Annotated in this window: 15 protein-coding genes and 1 pseudogene; 10 read left to right on the top strand and 6 right to left on the bottom strand. The window is 50.0% G+C overall.

All coding sequences use genetic code 11. The features are described from left to right. Window positions 1–81: 81 nt before the first annotated feature. The 3 genes from ABIA48_RS09445 to ABIA48_RS09435 are packed head-to-tail and all read left to right on the top strand — an operon-like array spanning window position 82 to window position 2,968. Entirely contained in the window at window positions 82–456 is a 375-nt protein-coding gene (locus tag ABIA48_RS09445; protein WP_429488164.1) for a GtrA family protein, read from the top strand. Next, window positions 453–1,418, top strand: a complete 966-nt coding sequence (locus ABIA48_RS09440; RefSeq protein ID WP_429488162.1) for a glycosyltransferase family 2 protein — start codon at window positions 453–455, stop codon at window positions 1,416–1,418. The genes ABIA48_RS09445 and ABIA48_RS09440 overlap by 4 nt, the downstream gene beginning before the upstream one ends. Continuing rightward, window positions 1,415–2,968, top strand: coding sequence for a glycosyltransferase family 39 protein (locus ABIA48_RS09435; RefSeq protein ID WP_429488160.1), 1,554 nt, complete (start codon window positions 1,415–1,417; stop codon window positions 2,966–2,968). Before ABIA48_RS09440 ends, ABIA48_RS09435 begins: the two co-directional genes overlap by 4 nt. Window positions 2,969–3,001: 33 nt before the next feature. Here the strand turns inward: ABIA48_RS09435 and ABIA48_RS09430 are convergent. Further along, window positions 3,002–3,373: pseudogene (locus ABIA48_RS09430) on the bottom strand (glutamate synthase-related protein); the annotation flags it as partial. Between the two features lie 235 nt (window positions 3,374–3,608). On the opposite strand from ABIA48_RS09430, the gene ABIA48_RS09425 reads away from it, so the two are divergent. Continuing rightward, window positions 3,609–4,658: a HamA C-terminal domain-containing protein gene (locus ABIA48_RS09425; RefSeq protein WP_429488158.1), complete on the top strand. Its 1,050-nt coding sequence runs from the start codon at window positions 3,609–3,611 to the stop codon at window positions 4,656–4,658. Next, entirely contained in the window at window positions 4,651–7,263 is a 2,613-nt protein-coding gene (locus ABIA48_RS09420; RefSeq protein ID WP_429488156.1) for a DEAD/DEAH box helicase, read from the top strand. The genes ABIA48_RS09425 and ABIA48_RS09420 overlap by 8 nt, the downstream gene beginning before the upstream one ends. A 138-nt stretch (window positions 7,264–7,401) precedes the next feature. Here ABIA48_RS09420 and ABIA48_RS09415 read toward each other — a convergent pair whose 3' ends face one another. Further along, window positions 7,402–7,560, bottom strand: coding sequence for a helix-turn-helix domain-containing protein (locus ABIA48_RS09415; protein WP_429488154.1), 159 nt, complete (start codon window positions 7,558–7,560; stop codon window positions 7,402–7,404). Between the two features lie 500 nt (window positions 7,561–8,060). Next, entirely contained in the window at window positions 8,061–8,519 is a 459-nt protein-coding gene (locus tag ABIA48_RS09410; protein WP_429488152.1) for a helix-turn-helix domain-containing protein, read from the bottom strand. Between the two features lie 295 nt (window positions 8,520–8,814). Here ABIA48_RS09410 and ABIA48_RS09405 point away from each other — a divergent pair, with 295 nt between their 5' ends. From ABIA48_RS09405 to ABIA48_RS09390, 4 genes are all read left to right on the top strand, one after another. Further along, complete coding sequence (locus ABIA48_RS09405) at window positions 8,815–9,303, top strand: hypothetical protein (RefSeq protein ID WP_429488150.1); 489 nt, start codon at window positions 8,815–8,817, stop codon at window positions 9,301–9,303. Between the two features lie 48 nt (window positions 9,304–9,351). Beyond that, the gene (locus tag ABIA48_RS09400; protein WP_429488148.1) at window positions 9,352–10,080 is read left to right on the top strand and encodes a metallophosphoesterase family protein; all 729 of its coding nucleotides are present in this window, start codon (window positions 9,352–9,354) and stop codon (window positions 10,078–10,080) included. A gap of 67 nt (window positions 10,081–10,147) precedes the next feature. Next, window positions 10,148–10,552 carry a DUF6957 family protein gene (locus ABIA48_RS09395; protein WP_429488146.1) on the top strand — a complete coding sequence of 135 codons (405 nt, stop codon included), beginning with the start codon at window positions 10,148–10,150 and terminating at the stop codon, window positions 10,550–10,552. Window positions 10,553–10,604: 52 nt separating this feature from the next. Beyond that, window positions 10,605–10,961, top strand: coding sequence for a hypothetical protein (locus tag ABIA48_RS09390; RefSeq protein ID WP_429488144.1), 357 nt, complete (start codon window positions 10,605–10,607; stop codon window positions 10,959–10,961). A gap of 341 nt (window positions 10,962–11,302) precedes the next feature. On the opposite strand, the gene ABIA48_RS09385 is transcribed toward ABIA48_RS09390, so the two are convergent. After that, a complete protein-coding gene (locus ABIA48_RS09385) occupies window positions 11,303–14,119 on the bottom strand; it encodes a metallophosphoesterase (RefSeq protein WP_429488142.1) in 2,817 nt (938 codons plus the stop codon). A gap of 493 nt (window positions 14,120–14,612) precedes the next feature. Between ABIA48_RS09385 and ABIA48_RS09380 the strand changes: the two genes are divergently transcribed. After that, on the top strand, window positions 14,613–14,978 hold the full coding sequence (locus ABIA48_RS09380) for a histone-like nucleoid-structuring protein, MvaT/MvaU family (RefSeq protein ID WP_429488140.1): 366 nt from the start codon (window positions 14,613–14,615) through the stop codon (window positions 14,976–14,978). 88 nt (window positions 14,979–15,066) lie between these two features. Here the strand turns inward: ABIA48_RS09380 and ABIA48_RS09375 are convergent, their stop codons facing one another. Both ABIA48_RS09375 and ABIA48_RS09370 read right to left on the bottom strand, forming a co-directional pair. Further along, window positions 15,067–16,353: a CitMHS family transporter gene (locus tag ABIA48_RS09375; protein ID WP_429488138.1), complete on the bottom strand. Its 1,287-nt coding sequence runs from the start codon at window positions 16,351–16,353 to the stop codon at window positions 15,067–15,069. A gap of 106 nt (window positions 16,354–16,459) precedes the next feature. After that, window positions 16,460–17,386, bottom strand: coding sequence for an SMP-30/gluconolactonase/LRE family protein (locus ABIA48_RS09370; RefSeq protein ID WP_429488136.1), 927 nt, complete (start codon window positions 17,384–17,386; stop codon window positions 16,460–16,462). Window positions 17,387–17,531: the final 145 nt, after the last annotated feature.

Here is a 17,531-nt window from a genome sequence, read left to right as displayed (position 1 = left end):
GGTCTAAAACCCTGCGATTTCTGACAGTAGACAGGTTCCAATATTCATGGGAAACCTAACGTTCTAAGACAGGGACCTCACATGAGACAGTTGTGGAAAGGGTTGCCCAGCTACACGGTGATCGGGGTCGCCAACACTCTGATTCACTGGCAGATCTTTTTCGTGCTGAGCGTTGCAGCCGGCCTCAGTCAGGCGGTCAGCAACCTGGCGGCCTTCTGCGTGGCTGCGTCGTTTTCCTTCTACATGAACGCGCAATTTACCTTCGCCACCCGGGTCTCGGTCGTTGGTTATCTACTGTTTGTTTCGGGAATGGGAGCGTTGAGCCTGGGTGTCGGCCATCTGGGCGACGTCTGGCGATTGCATGGTTTGCTCACCGTGGCCCTGTTTTCGGCATTGAGTCTGGTACTCGGCTTTTTGTATTCAAAATACGTGGTGTTTCGCGAGCGTGACACATGAAAGTCTCGTTGATTGTTCCGGTGTTCAATGAGGAGCAGGCGATTGACCTGTTCTACCAGGCTGTTCGCCAGGAACCCTCGCTAAGCCCCTATCAGGTTGAAATCCTGTTCATCAATGACGGCAGCACCGATCACACGTTACTGCTGGCCGGCTCGATCGCCCGGCAGGACAGCGATGTGCTGTTGATTAATTTTTCACGCAACTTCGGCAAGGAGCCTGCGCTGTTTGCCGGGCTGGAATATGCCACCGGTGATGCGGTCATTCCGATGGATGTGGACTTGCAGGACCCGGTCAGTGTCATTTCCCGGCTGATCAAGGAGTGGACCGATGGCGCTGACGTGGTGCTTGCCAAACGCCGCAACCGTTCGGCCGACGGTTATTTCAAACGCCATTTCGCGGCCCTGTTCTACCACCTGCTCAATCGGATTGCCTCGACCCGCATCGAAGAAAATGTCGGTGATTTTCGCTTGATGGACAGGAAAGTCGTTGACGTCATCAAGAGCCTGCCGGAGCAGCAGCTGTTCATGAAGGGGGTGCTGTCATGGGCCGGATTCAATACGCGAGTCATTGAATACGATCGCGCGCCACGCGCCGCCGGCAAAAGCAAATTCAATATCTGGAAACTCTGGAACCTGGCACTTGAAGGCATCACCTCGTTCAGCACGGTGCCGTTGCGTGTTTGGTCGTACGTGGGCGGCATCATCTCGCTGGCGGCACTTGTGTATGCGGCTTACATGATTCTGGACAAGATTCTGTTCGGCAACGATGTCCCGGGGTATCCGTCCCTGATGACGGCGATTCTGTTTCTGGGCGGCGTTCAATTGATTGGCATCGGCATCCTCGGTGAATACATCGGGCGCATTTATATGGAGTCCAAGCATCGCCCCCGCTATGTCATCAAGGACATCATCAAAGGCAGCGACGAGCCAGCCGACAAACCCTCACTGAAGAGGATTGTATGAATACGATGGGGCGTCTGGCCGAGGATGTTCAGGTGCGTCAGTGGCGTCAGGCCGTCTACCCATCGACTGTGCTGGCGTTGCTCACCCTGGCCCTGATCGTTCGATTTCACGGAGTTTCAGTCCCGATCATCTGGTACGACGAAGGCTATAGCCTGATGCTGAGCGAGCGTTCGCCGGCATTGATCTGGTCCACCACGGCGGGAGACGTTCATCCACCGTTGTATTACGTGATTCTTCATTACTGGACGATGCTGTTTGGCGCCAGTGTGGTGGCTGTGCGCGGCCTGAGCGCCGTGGCAGATGTGGGCACGGTGCTGCTCAGTATCAAACTGATGAGTCTGCTCGCCACGCGAAGAGCGGCCTGTATCGCAGGCGTCTTGCTGGTGCTGCTGCCGATCACGGTTCGTTACAGCCAGGAAGTGCGCATGTACACGCTCGTCGGTTTCTGGCTGATGGCCGCTACGGTTGCACTGGTCTGCTGGCGTCGGCAGCCGCAACTCAAACGCTATCCCGTGATGTACGTGCTGCTGATGACAGCGGCTTTCTACACACACTACTTTGCAGCGCTCGGTGTGCTGGTGCATTGGCTGTATTGGTCGGGACCGGGTAGTGGCAAGTCAACATCGTTGCCTGTGCGCAAGTGGCTGATGGCCAATGTCGCGATTGTCGTGCTCTATTCGCCCTGGTTGCCGCATCTGATTGACCAGACGTGGAAAATGCAAGGACTCGAATGGATTTCGCCGACCACATGGGACATGTTGCCGAGTTTTATCGCGCAATGTGCGGCGATGATATCAACCACGGAGGGCGGGTTGTGGGGCACGCTGATTGTCACTGCGGTGGTGATCGTCTGTTGTGTGATGGCGTGGCGGTATAGGCGCACGGACCGCCGCTCGACCGTGCTGGTCATCGGCTACTTCTTCGTACCGCTCATCACGGCATTTTTCTTGTCATTGGCCGTTCCGATCTTCGTTCCCAGGTACCTGGTGTTTGCCGCCGCCGGTTTGCCTTTGTTCGTCGCCGTTGTGCTGGATCGGTTGGCTGAACGACGTCCTGTGATTGCACTCCTCTGCTTGAGCGTGTTTGTTGCAGGGGAAATACATGGACTGCAGAAAGTGTATTCGCAGGATGACGGGCTGAACGGAACCTTCATTCGTAAGATGGCGAGGCTGGACACGTTGGCAGATGGCATCAAGAGGGAGGCCGAGGCAGGCGACGAGTTGGTCATTGACGGCCTGTACTGGTATTTGCCGTTCCACTACTACAACACCACGGGTATCCAGCCGAGGCTTTACGTCGCCCGATTACCGACAGGAGCTTCGGACGGTCCCTTCAACTATGGCGGCTGGCTTCTTATCCCTCAGACGTTGGACTGGATTTTTTTCGACAATGTCGCAACAGTAAAACTCAGCTCCAAAAGAGTCTGGTGGGTGACCGGCAGGCCCCGGCCAGAAAAGGTCGTGACATTTCCCAAGGGATGGAAACAGACGCAGACCCTCAAGGGAGAGGAAGTCGAGGCGCGCCTGTTTATACTCGACGGCGAGCGCTGAAGTCGTCCCGAACCTTCAGCGCTGGAGCCAACGTCAGGCGGCGGCCACTTCATTGGGCTCAAAACTGTCCGCCCGCGCCATCTGCCACATTCGTGAGTAGAACTCGCCATTCACTTCACCGGTCAGCAGTTCGCCGGGTTTGAGGAATACGTGCAACTGCGAGAACAGCTTGATCTCGGTCGCCGACATGCGCCGCACCAGGTGCTTGGCGGACAACTGCGACGGATGTTCGAGGCCGGCGGCAGCGAGCATTTCCGCCAAAGCCTTGAGCGTGCTGCGATGGAAATTGAATACGCGCTGGGCTTTGTCCGGCACCACCAGCGCGCGTTGGCGCAGGGGGTCCTGGGTGGCGACGCCGGTCGGGCATTTGTTGGTGTGACAGCTCTGCGACTGGATGCAACCTAGAGTTATGCCCCCCAAAATCCAACTATTCATCTGAGAGTGAGTGAGTGAGCGTAGCCATAATAGTTGAGCAACTATTTGCAGCGCCTGCTAGATAACTGATGTTTTTGGCGGATGGATCGAACGGTGATGGCATTCTGCATTCAACCTCGTCATTATCAGGCCATCACGCGCATCAGTCTCTCTCCTTCCCGAAGGTTCAAGGGGCTCGCGTAGGGCCCTACCAAGGAAAGGAAGAGTGTCGTCATCATCAGTTAGCTCACCTCTCAGCGATGTAATAGATCAACTCCTCGATCAGTCTCCGTTGGATGATTTCGTCAGATGTGCTCTGGATTTTCCCCCTCAGCCGCCGGGCCTACCCCCGAAGATGGCGCTGCTACATGTACGCTTCCAGGAGGATGTTCCAAACACTCTTTCACTTGCCGATTTTTTGAGTAGCCAAGCGGTGAACTATGCCCTTAGTCGTCGGCGACGCGATGCGTACTTGGCGGCTCTGAGGTCAGGTACGAATGGCGATTTGTCACTGACTTCCCAAATCAGCCGAGCAGTTAAGAGTGCGTTTATCCAGTTTCGAACGGAATATCCTTCAAGGGCCAGCGAGGTGGGAGAAGTCCTTGCCTATTGCGTTGCCGTACATCACCTGAACGCTGCACAGCTCGTTGCCAAAATGTCGTTGAAGACTTCAGCCAACATGCCAGTCCATGGCCTTGATGGCATTCATGCCTCCGTTACGGATGGCAGGCTGAATGTATATTTTCTAGAGTCGAAACTAGCCAAGACTGCCGCAAGCGGTACGGCAGATTATGCGGAGTCAGTTGCTGGCTTTGGTAGCAGCAAAAAGCAATACATGCAGGAATATGGGCTTGTTAGAGATTTGGGGAATCTGGACGCATTGGCAACTGCGGACAAGGAGCTTCTTATGGAGTATTTGGATGTATTTGCAAAACCTAATGCCCCAAGGCGTGAGCGGTCTGTAGGCGTAGTCTGCTACTCCGAAACGAAGCATTTCTCGAATACGATACCAGTTGATGATGATGGGCCGCTAGACAGGCATGAGCGTCACTTTGGAGATCTATACATTAAAGATCACGGTCGGCATCACAAAAATGTAAGGGCTCAGTTATTGACGCACGGTGTCGATCAAAGTAAGTGCATGTTGTATCTGGTGGCTGTGCCGGATGTAAATGAACTGAGGGAGCAGTTTTACGAGTCCTTGGGTATTCTTGCCGCTCCGTCGGACTCAGAGCTGAATGAGTCTTCAATATGTGAGGACGATCAAGATGAGTAGTTTTGCATCTGAGTTGTCGGCGCGTTTGATTGTAAACTCTGAATTTAAAAAGTCGCTTGGTGAGCTTCGCGCGTCCGGTGCAGCAAGTACATTGCCAAGTGACGTTGAAAATTCAAATTTAGTACCTGATCAAGAAGCTTTGGGGAAGCTTTTGTACTGCGCGTCCGTATTTGCTCAATCCCCAGTGGAAGTTCATTTGGGGCTAGCTCAGGCTATTGCGTTCAATGCCATGCTAGTGAGCCAGGATTCTACTATTTTGGAGCGGTGCTCAGTTATATTAGCTGAGCTAGGGAACTTTCCTGGACTTAAATATAGCGAGCTGACTTTTAAATCTAAACTAACAAGTCTCGCTGGCATGATCCAGCGAAACGTAATTGAGTATCTCAATACAATTCATGTTAATGGCCAGAGTATCGCTTTAACCGATTACCAGAAGACAGTTTGGGACTCATTGGAGAGTGGGGCTTCTCTCGCTATATCAGCGCCAACGTCTGCTGGAAAATCATTTCTCGTCATCGAGCATTTGTGTCGTCGCGCCATAACAATTCCTAGTTTTACATTTGTATACATTGCCCCGACACGAGCATTGCTGGCAGAGGTTCTAATAAAGGTCAAAGAACGGCTCGCAACCTTTACCGATATTCGTGTGACGGATATTCCTACCTTCGAGCAGACCTCAAGACAGATATTCATTTTGACCCAAGAGCGATTTCAAGCTCTACTTTCTACTATGTCTGCAAAGATTGATTTGATAGTAGTTGATGAGGCGCAGAACTTGTCGGACGGCGCGAGGGGGATGATTCTTCAAGACTGTATAGAGCAGTGTTTTGAGCGATACTCCCGCACCCACGTAGTGATGCTAGCCCCAGGAGCAGATGGGTTCAAAGCAGCACTAGAAAGCCTAGGGTTGCCACAGGTTACAGAGATCGCAACGACCGTCTCTCCTGTGCTTCAAAATCGAATCGTAGTGACAAAAAGCCGAGGAGTTAATCAACTAGAGTTTAAGCTACTCTCCGCCAACGGTGCCGTATCAATCGGAACCATGGTATGTGATATTGGCTTGGAAAGCCCAGAAGCGCGCTTGGCCGCCGTTGCGCTTGAGCTCGGGAGTAGCGGTGGCTCGTTGGTCTACGCTAAGACCCCTACTGAGGCCGCGAAGCTGGCCGCTTCAATTTCTCTTGGTGTCACAGATGAAAATGCAATTGGCAACAATGATGATCTGATCACGTTCATAAAAGATCATATTCACCCGGATTACCATTTAATTAATATGGTGCAGAACGGAGTTGCGTTTCACTACGGTCAGATGCCCGCATTGCTTCGTGACGCAATAGAGACGGCATTTCGTAAGGGCACCATTAAGTTTTTGGTATGCACTACAACTCTTTTTCAAGGGATCAACCTTCCTGCGCGGAACGTTTTTATTGATACGCCAGCTCGGGGTAGAGGCGATAAGCAAATCCTTGATCCAGCTCTTTTATGGAATTTTGCAGGTCGAGCAGGCCGCATGGCAAAAGACATAGTGGGTAATGTTTTTTTGGTTAATTATGACTCGTGGAGCGAACAGCCCATGGATGTTTTTTCTAAATTCACCATTAAATCTGCGCTGACTGAGGCTATTACTTATTGTGCTGCCGACGTTTTACATGTACTTGAGAACAAATCACTCTCTAGTAAGCCTCGTGATGAAGCTCATCGAAACGCTGTTGCTTCAGCTGGAATGCTCATCAGCAAAGCTAGGCAGGGCGACATTCACGAGTTCCTTAGTCGAGTGGCACCTGAGTTGGATATTTTGGAGTCGTATCGTCTTAGCGAGGCCTCACTCAAGGCATCGGAGAAAATAGCGCTGCCGTCAACTGTCCTTAACACTAACTGGACATTGGATTTATTTGCACTCAATGATCTTATGTCTTTTTTGGAGATGAGGGCGGCAGATGGAATGATAGATAATTATATTCCAAAAAATCCGTCAGAGTTAGGTGGTCGATCTTTTGCCCATTATCGTGATATATTTAATATCATGTTTAAATTTATAAAGGGTTTTGATGGTAACTTTGGTGGGTATGTTGCGCGGATCGCAGTAAGGTGGATGGAAGGGAAGCCTTATCCAGTGATTCTTAAATATGAAATAAAGTCTAAAACTGATCAGGTGCAGAAGAAGCGCGAAATCGAAAATATGTATGCGCGTACGAATCCTAACTATAAGTTAAAGAGGGTCGCGGATGTTAATCCTAGTAAAGTGATCAAAGATACTTTTGATACTATAGAAGATGTTGTGCGATTCCAGTTGGTACAGATGGGCAAGGCCTATATTGACATTCTTACCTATGTACTTGTTGATGGTGAGCTTAGTCATCGAATACCCGAGATATTTGATTTTGCTTTAGCGCTTGAGTTAGGTGTCAGCACCCCGACTGGACGAGCATTTCTTGAATTAGGGCTTTCCCGAATCGCAGCATCTGAGCTTCAGAGACTGGTGCCGGATAGTAATCTTGATGTTGCAAGGGCTAGGCAACTGATATTGGATTTTGATCACACACCTTTTTCTCTAAGTCAGGTTATCGTGGATGAGATAACCAAAATTCGCTTGGCTATGTCCAATTAAGAATCAGGCTCAGACATCTTTTTTCTAAACCGGGTTTCACCGATGAGAACCTGGCGTAGAATCCTCGGCTGAATCGTGCGGCCTGAAGAGTACGAGGCCGACTGGATAGAGATGCTGTGGGGGGTAATCTTAAGCGAATTATTGCTGCCAATAACGATATACCGTTGAACTCGCCAATCCAAGCCTCCGCGCCACCTCCGCCTGACTCAATCCTAACGCTTTCAGTTCTCTCACGGCATCGGCATTCTCGGTTTTGCCAGGCTTACCTGAAGGTCTTTTTTTAAGTTCTTTGCCCACAAACTGACTTCGAAGAAACTCCCGCGCCTTGTGTCCAGAAATCGTTTCGCTCGGTCGTGCCCCAAGGATTGGTGCAGGATGATCAGGGAAATGGACGTCTCTGCTAGTATCACGCTTACGCCTACGAGAAGGCCATGCGTGATTAATTTCTGCATGTAGAAATATGATGCCCCCCGATGGGCACGACTTTCATTCTTGCAACTGAATGCCTAAGGCAGGACATTCTGTATTGTCAGGCGACCAGTAAATCTGAAGTCAATGAGGTGTTGGCTTTCTGTGACCTTCCGGCGAACTCACCTATCCGTCTCATCTATTTAGAGCCTGCCGTGGGAAGCAAGTCTTCCCTAAGCGAGAGTAGCGAGTCGGCAAGCTATGCGCACCTCCTCCAAGTCGAGGAATTGATCTGAAACGAGCTTCAGCGTCTCAAAGCCCAATTACACCCCCATTCACACCCATTTAGCCGGCTTACTCGTAGAGACGCCTCTCTTAGTAACTTGTCTCTACGAAATATCTTTGTGCCAAAGGCGTCCGACCGTTGATTTCGGCAGTCCCAAAATCTCTATCACCTCTGCTTGGCTGCGTCCTTCTTTCCTCAGCGCCTGAACTGCCTCCCATTTTTTCTCTGCTGCCATGGTCTGGGGATGAGGCAGTTTCTCAGGCTGAGTAGGGAGTGAGGTATCCAGTAGCTCGATAGCATCCAATTCCTCTATGGCTAATAGAAGAATGTCTCTGGCGGTTTTCATGTCTTTGGCGGCGTGAACCAGCGCTAGAAGAGAAACGGGATGCAGATGCAGCGCTTGTGCAAGCTCTTGGCTGACCTCTAGGGTCGGTGAAGTTTTGACCGCTTCAAGCTGGCTGACGTGCGATGGCGCCACGGTCATAGCAATGTCGTGCTGAGTCAGACCCAGCCGAGTCCTTAGCAACTGTAATATTGCCGCATACGCGTTGCGAAGCAACATCCTGACTCCCCTCAAAGGAGGACGGTATGCCGCGATTGCGTAGTCCCATACAAATCTATATATTCATGCGGATGGGATTTCGCCTTAACGGATTGATGTTTCAGCAGCGTCATCCCGCTGCAGGACGTAGCCCTGTCTCAATAATTCGGAGCAAACGGATCTGGAACGACTTGTAACTTCTCAGCGGGAGCCACTACCTCACACAAACAATAGCTATGTATTGCCAAAATGTTTGAGCAAGTTCTCTGTCCACGTCGGTCGACTCGCCGCACTGCAAAATCAGGAAAACTGCACCATGTTTATTTCAGATGAGTCTTGTATGGTCGGCCTAACGGGCTTCCCTGGGCCTGGCCGCACGGCTTGGCGGATGATCGAGCGAGACCCCGAGGATTTCTGGTATCACGTTCGCTTTCGTATTTGTGAAGGAGCGAGGGCTCGGTTCAAAAAATTGATGCCATCAGTCCCTTCGATGCTGAAACACCTACTCTCGCAGCGGAGCCCAGAGCACAAGATTGAGGTGGTTCAGGTTGTGACTCCCCCTTGCATGAATGGGAGTTCTTTAGAGCGTATGGAAAAGTTGATCAGTGCGATCGTCGGCTACGACGGAAACGGTGAGTGCGTACTTCTTCATAAAGTCGATAGCGGAGCAATCTACAGCAGCTCTCCCGGTGTGACCGACGCAGGCTTGCTCAGCAATATTCGGATGATTTATGACGCCACGACTGCTGCCGGGAAGCATTTCCATAGCACCAGCTATCAGACCCCGACCACAGTGACACTCTGATAGAGACAGGTGAGCCCTGCCACGACAACGGCACCGGATGGTTAATCCATGAAGATCCAAATCTATTCAGATCTGCACCTCGGCTTCGCTCGATTCGAGCCCGCGCCAAGCGACGCAGACGTAGTCATTCTCGCTGGTGACATTGATATCAAATCGCGCGGCGTAGCTTGGGCGAACGACACATTCCAGTGCCCGGTGATCTATGTGTGTGGCAACCATGAGTTTTACGGTGGTCACATTGATCACACGCTGCGAAAAATGAAAGAGGCAGCAGCTCCTCACGTGCACGTGCTCGAGAACGAAACGCTGATTCTTGATCAAGCCCGGTTTTTGGTCACGACGGCGTGGACAGATTTCTCATCGACGGGAGATGTTGTTGCGGCAAAACGCGTCGCTTGGGAATGGATGAACGACTACACCGTCATCAGAACAGATGAGAGTTACCGACGTCTTCGCCCCGATGACCTGATCGCTAAATCTAAAGCAGCTTATGCCTGGATCACACAGGAACTGGACAAACCATTCGATGGCAAAACGGTTGTAGTTACGCACCATGCACCGGTACTGGATTACGTTGGTGATGAGCTTCCCACACACCTGGTCGCTGCTTACGCCAATGACTGGAGGGAGCTCGTAGGCAAGGCCGATCTTTGGGTCTACGGGCATACCCACGTCTCAGCGGATTTCCTCAAGAATGGGTGCCGTGTGATTTCCAATCCGCGCGGCTATCCGAATCAACAGACCGGTTTCGATCCGGATTGTCTGATCGAGATTTGATGAACCGTCTCTCAGTGATGAACCTTAGCGAACTGAATTTCGCTGCGTACGAATTCGAGAAAATTATATGGTCACGTTAGAAGAAATCTCGCAGCTACTTTACGGCGCAGGCGCGGAGATGGCTGGCTGGTTGGGGTCTGAGGAAGACCTGATCTATTTAGCAGCAAAGTCATTCCCAGGCAAAGCATTCTGCGTTGTTCGGCAGTGGATTTTGATCGACCTCACGGTCAATTCAGATGAGAAAGAAAAGCTCATCGGACTGGGTTTACTGCCCGCGACTCTGTACGCGCATGAAGTTGTTTTTGATAACCGAAATCGATTTCAGGCAGGCATGTGGGTTCGCAGCAATTTTGGTGTGTCTTTCACTGAAGGCTGCATGTTTGAAACCAACAATACGGTCTACCTCCTTCTAGGGGCAGGGCAGAGAAAAGAGGCTAGCATTGGTGCCGCTTTTTCAATGAAAGCCGGTTAAGTAATGACCGAAGCAAATACATATTTAGTCATTTTTTTGGAGCTTTGGCCGGATGCCTGAAGTAATCGAGTTGGAGTTTCATAGTAAGGATGTGAGCGACTTCCAAATGAGTCGCTTGGTGCGAGCAAGTCTTCGAAAATACAGCGTACCCATCACAGCTTTTATCAGCGACGCGATGATCGCAGATGACACATGCTTCGGGGTGTCCTTCGACCATTCTAAGCATGACGATGCTTACCACAGAGCGGATGGTTCTATTCTTCGCACAGGTAAAATTCAGTCAGCGAGGAAAGAGGGGCGGTTTTGGCTGCTCGAAACTCAGGACGGTAATTACGTCATCGCCAGCTTTAAGCGAGACCTCGGCAGAGCTAGCTTTCTCAAACTTCTCAAGTCCGCTGATAGCTTCTAATCGGCGATATGAACTATCCTTTAATCACATAACAGGGCTTGGCATATGGTAGATGAGTGATGGTCAGTCGCTCGGGCAATAAGCCATTCTGATGAGTTGCTCGGCTGGGTGATCATGGATCGAAAACCTGTTTTCATAGAGGGGGAGCGTACGACTGCGGTGCTCATTTCAAGAGAGGAATTAGATTCAGGCCAGGCTCATTTGTCGAGCTCCGTCAGACCTCTAAAAGTCGTTTGCTGTGACTTTTTAGATTTCATTCAGTAAGCGCTCCCAAACGGTTTGGAGCGCTTTAAGTTGCCTCTACCCTATCATGCTTATAGGCGACTAGACGTTTTCAAGAGTTACGCTGTTTCTTGCTGTCTTTGTACGTTAGCAACGATTACATCCAATGAGTGAAGGCTTAGAGTGGATATGTCTACCTTTTCTGACACTTCCGGGCGAACTCCGTATTTTGGCAATAGCTCTGCGGCTTCGACTAAATGTCGTACGGCTGCTGGGCGGTCATACAACGTTGCTCGTTTTCGTTCAACCAATTTTAGAAAATCTTGAATAAGTGGAGTAGGAGCGCTTTTTTTGTCTCGCTTTTGGAGTATGACTAATAGTGAAATCGCTGCCTCATGTGCTGTTTGAAATTTCCTATCAACAAATTCATCGAATAGCTTGCGATAAGCATGAGCTAAATTACTCAAGAACATCGAGGCCTGATCGAATCTAATGGAGGAGTTTTCAACATCGTCGGACATTGCATATGAGGCGAGAAGCGCCTGCTCAACATAATTTCTTTCGCGACCTTCACACACTCCCCACTCAAAGTAGAAACCTCTGTTTTGCGGTTTTTCGGGGAACTCCCTGAATAATGGCAGGCACTTTTCCACACTATCTGCTCTGCGGTATAGGTATGCTAGCTTAGTTAAAAGATGATAATCATTGGGGTTGTCGTCATACAAGGATTGGGAGACTGTGATTCCTAGTTGTGGCTCTCCAGCGTCAAATAGCGCCTCAGAGATTTCATAGCGCCAAAAACTTGAACTAAGGAAGTTTTCGGTCTTTGCTCTTCTTGTTTCTGCAATCGCTAGTTTGACGAAGTAATCAGAAATATTTTCATCGAACCTGGCTTCCAAAACATTGACTACAGCCTCAGCAATATAGCGGTGACGCGTGAAAATTGCCTTCGCCGTATATGCTACTGCTGCTTCCTGACCGAGCTTTTTGATAACAGCTGAGTTTAACTTGTTCGGATCGATGCCAAGGACACTTGCTAGTGCTGCGCTGCTCAACTGGTCGAACCCTTGGACATGCATTACAGCGATATAAGAAAATGCGTCTTTCAATGTGTGGCCAGAATCTAGGGCGATTCGATCTAGGTTGAGTAGCATAGCCTCTGCATGATCGATCAAGTCAGCGCTATGCCGCGACATAAGCAATGCACCAAAGAAGGCGTCATTTTTTCCTTGCGCTTCCTTTTTTGCATAATATCTTAATCTTCTCGAGCGTTCTCCTTCTGGTAAAAGATAGAGTTCTTCTCCTAGGCCACGGACGCCAAATTTAGCCCACGAAATTACAATTTCCTCTGCGTCTTTTAAGCTCAGATTTTTAAGATGGATGGTCTTAAATTTTGCATGATAATCCCACGGCAAAGAGTCTGCACCGGAAGATCGCCAGTCTGAGTCCCGGCTCGCTAGGATAAAATCGATCCTTCCCGTGTATCCTTCGCATCCACTATTAACGAAATTTGATATTTCGCGAGAAACTTCTTCTGCCTGATCTACAACAACAAGCCAGTCATCATGTTCGATAAGTGTGGGTAATATTTGATCTGGGATAAATGCTCTGCTTGGGTTCGTTCGGTTAAGTACTTTTTTATTTGGACTTGAAGCAAGAATTTCACTTACTGCTTGTAATAACGCAGTCGTTTTGCCTTCACAGCCAGCACCTAAAATTACGGTAACCGAAACGTCAGACGTTTTCGTGGTACGTAAAAAATGATCCTTTATCTGTGTAACAATCTCGCGCTTTGGGATGGACTCGGATAAAACATTGTCCCATGTGGGCTCAGCTCCATCAAAGTAGCGTATGGCCTCTTCCATATCCAAAGCTGGACGAGGCATTAGATCTGCGGAACTTTTTGCCTCCCATCCACCAAGTGGCTTTTTTTTGGGGCGAGAAGTGTAACTAATTAGTTTGGGTGTTGGTGCGCTGAACTTGGCTCCTCGAGTTGTGATCAGAGAGCTGTGGAAAGGTTCCATATTTTGGAACCAACATTGAGTTGGCACGCTCCAAGTGTACGGTTTCAAGTATATAGACATTTCGTTTGAGTCAAATTCAGTCCATAAGAAACCGTTTTTCCACTGGCTTCCTTCTGGTGCCTGCCATCCTGCGCCAGTCTGAATTCCGATGAAGGTTCCACTTCCGGATAACGTTGGCTCAGCCCATGAGTGATGCATATGTCCATGTAGGTAGATTGAATTGTGCTCCCCCAGAACCGTCTCTAAAGCGCGCCGTTCGGAGTCGTGTAGCCAAGAGAGTGGGTGGTGACCTAAAACTATCTTGATATCGGCAGTATCAATTTTTCCAAGCGCGTCACGAACCAGTCTATAACCAGGGGTGATGTAGAATTTATCTTGGTCGCCATCACACAGCCATGATGTATTAATCCCTACAATTCCGACAGTTAGCTTGTCGATTAGATGTGTTTCGTTGTAAGTACCATCCTCTTCGCTAAACGCGCTAGCGCGCCTATCGCCAACATGCTCAATATAGGTTTTAAAGCGCTCCAAAAGCATTTTGCGTCCCTTCAGAGCCTTTGCTGTTGGGAGGAAGTATTCAGCGTCCTGTCGTAGGAACTTTGGTTTACTAAAGCCGTCGTTTACTTCTCTGTCAAGATCATGGTTGCCGGGGACGGTAAAAATTTTTCCAGCAAAGTCTTCTCCGTATAGTTCTAATAATGGAGAAAAGATGCATTTTTTATATAGGGTATACTGTTCTTTTGTTCCAGAGTTTGCGATATCACCTGTGATGAATATGAAATCAGGGATTTCGCCATTTTCTTTTTGTGTGGTAAGAAAAGTTATTATCTTGCCGGAGGAGAACTCTTGTTCATATACGTTTTTGCCGAAATGAAAGTCAGATAGGTGTAACCACTTCAAAATTCCAGACATTAGCCCCTGATCCTTAGAACCGAATTTCAATTCTGTATATGTCTATTTGTTGTTAATTGAAAGCAAAGATTATAAGTCTGCACAGGATGGCATAATGCCGCATTTTTGTAAAAAAAGTGATGGGTTTGACCTCTTTGACCGTGGTGGCTCATGCTGGAATCCGGTGGAAGTCTTTGTCTAGAGGTTTCTAATTTTTTATTTTTTCATACCTCGTTAGCTATGCGCTGCCATCTACGCTTATTTCTACTTAACCGGGAGGGTTCGGGGTTCCACCCAAATCTAAGCGCGGGGGGATGATGAGGCAGAGCTTCGCTTCCATCACCGAGGCGTTCGAGGAAACCGCATAGTGAATTATTCGAAATTATGGCTCAGCCATAATTATTGCTGAGCCATAATTTTTGCCCTCTCCATTGCAGGTAGTTGTCGTCAGCAGCGTCTCTAGCGATGATCGATTTGCAATATACTGTTAGCTACCTACCAAACGAGATTCCTCATGTCCAAACTCGCAGAATTCCGTCAGCTCGAAAAACATCTGGCCGAGCAGCTTCAAGCTCTCGAAGCTCTCAAAGACGATGCAGGCCTTCAGAAAGAAATCGAATTCGAAACGAAGCTTCGTGCTTTGCTGGCCGAATACAGTTACAGCCTGCCGAAAGTGATCGCTCTGCTTGATCCTCAAGCTGGCCGTCGCGCTCCAGTCGTCGAATCCAAAGCTGGCACCCGTAAACCACGCCAAGTGAAGGTCTATAAAAATCCTCATACCGGTGAAGTCGTCGAAACCAAAGGCGGCAACCACAAAACGCTGAAGGAATGGAAAGCAGAACATGGCTCCGCGACCGTCGAGTCTTGGCTGACCAAGTGACTTTGGTTTGAGTACAAAGGGCCCCTAGAGGGCCCTTTTTTATTGAGCTTCCAGGACTCAGATTTTTGCTGGGCACCTGTCACATCAGTCAGTTAATGACTGTTATCGCCCCAGTCCCGATTGCAGCCATAAGCATCACCAAAACCGTTCCAAACGTCCATTTCAGTGAGACTCGCTGGTTATCGCCGTAGTCGATATCCAACAGCCCGCATAGCAGGTAAGTCGATGCAACCAGAGGGCTGAGGAGGTGGACGGGCTGGCCAATCAGTGACGCAATTGCCATTTCATTCGGGCCAATCCCATAGTGAGCCGCCGTCTCTGCAAGGATGGGCAACACACCGAAGTAAAACGCATCGTTGGTCAGTACATAAGTGAACGGCATGCTCAGCAGGGCTGTGATCAGCGACATGTAATGACCAGCCTGTTCTGGCAGGATCATGATGAGGTTATCCGAGATCGCCTTGATCATCCCTGTGCCACTCATGATGCCGACGAATATGCCTGCAGCAAAGATCAGCAGAGTGACCGCCATCACGTTATCAGCATGGCGGGCTATGACTTCTTTTTGCTGTTTCAAGCTTGGATAGTTAACTAGGCAAGCTAAACCAAACGCCAGCATGAACAGAATCGGCAGGGGCATGAGGCTAAGCATCATGCCGGCGATCAGCGTCAGCGTTAGCACGACGTTGAACAAAAATTTCGGATCCTTGAGGCGAATGTGCGCGTAACCCTGGAGCACTTCCTCCTCACTCACCGTCACCTCGCCGAGCCGACGATATTCCATTCGTCCCAGCCACCAAGCGGCAAGGACAACCCAGACAGCACCGGCGATCATGATCGGTATCATCTCTAGAAACAGCGCTGTGATGTCGACATGCATGGCGCTAGCTGCGCGAGAAAACGGCCCTGCCCAAGGCAGGATGTTCATTACGCCGATGGCCATCAGCAAAACGGTCGCCATTACCTGTATTCGAATCCCGGTCAGCCGGTACAGCGGCAAAAATGCCGCAGTCGCAATGATGTAGGTCGTTGCGCCGTCGCCATCGAGGCCTACGCACAAACCCAGAATGGCAGTACCGACGACGATCTTGCGCGGATCCCCCTTGACCAGGCGCAGCAATACCTTAATCAGTGGATTGAAGAGACCCGCGTCGGTCATCAGGCAGAAGTAGAGGATCGCGAACGTCAGCATGATGCCGGTCGGCGCGAGCATTTTTATGCCGTCGTACATCATTGCGCCGAGTTGGGTCGCGAAGCCTCCCAGGCAACCGAATGCGACAGGAACGAGTAACAGCGCTACCAGAGGAGATAGTCGCTTGCTCATGATCAAGTACATGAAACAAACGATCATGGCGTAGCTTAAGAAGATCAGCATGAGTGTCCCTTTTATTAGACTTGTAGGGCTGGTGCGTCGTGCGCACGCTTTTTTCGGGCCGAACGAATCCCGTGCGGGCAGCACCAGGAATTCAGAGCGTCATTGGCTAGCTATGGGAATACATGGGGGAACCGGGGTGGTCGAGATCGGCTACCAATATCGTGCTGGTTGAGGAGTCAGTGATGAACAATTGCTTGTTGCCCGCGCCGCCAAACGCCAAGTTGGTCAGGGTGCGTCCATCGGTGCAGGATCGAATGCGATAGAGCGGGACAGCATGTGGGTCAAATACCCAGACACAGGCATTTCCGGCATCGCACACGTAAAGATTACCGACGCAGTCTAGTGCTAGGCCATCGGCCCCACTGACACCTCCCGCCATTGCGGCGAAGATGCCAACTTTGCTGGTTCCGCCATCGCTTTGAATCGGCAGACGCCAGATTGCATTGCCGCGTGTCATCGCAACGAATAGCGCATTCTGCTGAAGATTCATCACCAGGCCGTTCGGGCTTGGGCCGTTGTCTATCAAACGGGTCAGGATTTCTTTATCCAGGTCGTAGGCAAATACTCGTCCGCTGGGATCCTGTTGGCCGGTCTGACCTTGATCGGTGAAGTAGAGCTTTCCGCTTCCATCAAAGAACAGATCGTTTACGCCTTTGAATCCTTCACTACGACTGTGCGTAAGAAATGGCGCGATTGAGCCTGTGTTTGGATCGAGTACAAGAATGCCCTGCTTGTAGTCGGCAATGAAAACTCGACCATCCCGGTGGATTTTCAGTCCATTCGGCCAACCGTCATATTCCGCAACCAGCGTCCAATTGCCCAATGGGTCTATTCGAAAAATACGACCGTAGGGAATATCAGTTACGTAGAGGTTTCCGCTTACGTCGAAGGATGGCCCTTCTAGAAAACTTTTGACGTTCTGTCCGGGTTTGTTAGCACGTACCCAGTCGGAGTCACCATCCTTCCAGTAGGCCTCAGGCATCGTAGTAAATACGCGAGTCGGTAAATCACGCGGGGGGGCATAAAGGCTCACAGAGTCGACTCCTACACGGGCGCCGAACAAGACAGGTATCGACCTTCGAGGGTGAAAAAGCCTGTTCTTCGCATTGTTTTTGTTCTGTCAGACAGAATTAAATATCTTCTGACAGAACAAATGTCGATCTATTTTCCTTCCCTGT

The sequence above is a fragment of the Pseudomonas sp. S30_BP2TU TE3576 genome (assembly GCF_050436025.1).
Taxonomy (GTDB): Bacteria; Pseudomonadota; Gammaproteobacteria; order Pseudomonadales; family Pseudomonadaceae; genus Aquipseudomonas.
This window is presented reverse-complemented; position numbering and strand designations above follow the sequence as displayed.

Excerpts from the sequence above, each read along its gene's own strand:
- ABIA48_RS09445 (WP_429488164.1), top strand. The coding sequence starts at position 82 with ATGAGACAGTTGTGGAAAGGGTTGCCCAGCTACACGGTGATCGGGGTC.
- ABIA48_RS09440 (WP_429488162.1), top strand. The coding sequence starts at position 453 with ATGAAAGTCTCGTTGATTGTTCCGGTGTTCAATGAGGAGCAGGCGATT.
- ABIA48_RS09435 (WP_429488160.1), top strand. The coding sequence starts at position 1,415 with ATGAATACGATGGGGCGTCTGGCCGAGGATGTTCAGGTGCGTCAGTGG.
- ABIA48_RS09420 (WP_429488156.1), top strand. The coding sequence starts at position 4,651 with ATGAGTAGTTTTGCATCTGAGTTGTCGGCGCGTTTGATTGTAAACTCT.
- ABIA48_RS09410 (WP_429488152.1), bottom strand. The coding sequence starts at position 8,519 with ATGTTGCTTCGCAACGCGTATGCGGCAATATTACAGTTGCTAAGGACT.
- ABIA48_RS09405 (WP_429488150.1), top strand. The coding sequence starts at position 8,815 with ATGTTTATTTCAGATGAGTCTTGTATGGTCGGCCTAACGGGCTTCCCT.
- ABIA48_RS09400 (WP_429488148.1), top strand. The coding sequence starts at position 9,352 with ATGAAGATCCAAATCTATTCAGATCTGCACCTCGGCTTCGCTCGATTC.
- ABIA48_RS09395 (WP_429488146.1), top strand. The coding sequence starts at position 10,148 with ATGGTCACGTTAGAAGAAATCTCGCAGCTACTTTACGGCGCAGGCGCG.
- ABIA48_RS09390 (WP_429488144.1), top strand. The coding sequence starts at position 10,605 with ATGCCTGAAGTAATCGAGTTGGAGTTTCATAGTAAGGATGTGAGCGAC.
- ABIA48_RS09385 (WP_429488142.1), bottom strand. The coding sequence starts at position 14,119 with ATGTCTGGAATTTTGAAGTGGTTACACCTATCTGACTTTCATTTCGGC.
- ABIA48_RS09380 (WP_429488140.1), top strand. The coding sequence starts at position 14,613 with ATGTCCAAACTCGCAGAATTCCGTCAGCTCGAAAAACATCTGGCCGAG.
- ABIA48_RS09375 (WP_429488138.1), bottom strand. The coding sequence starts at position 16,353 with ATGCTGATCTTCTTAAGCTACGCCATGATCGTTTGTTTCATGTACTTG.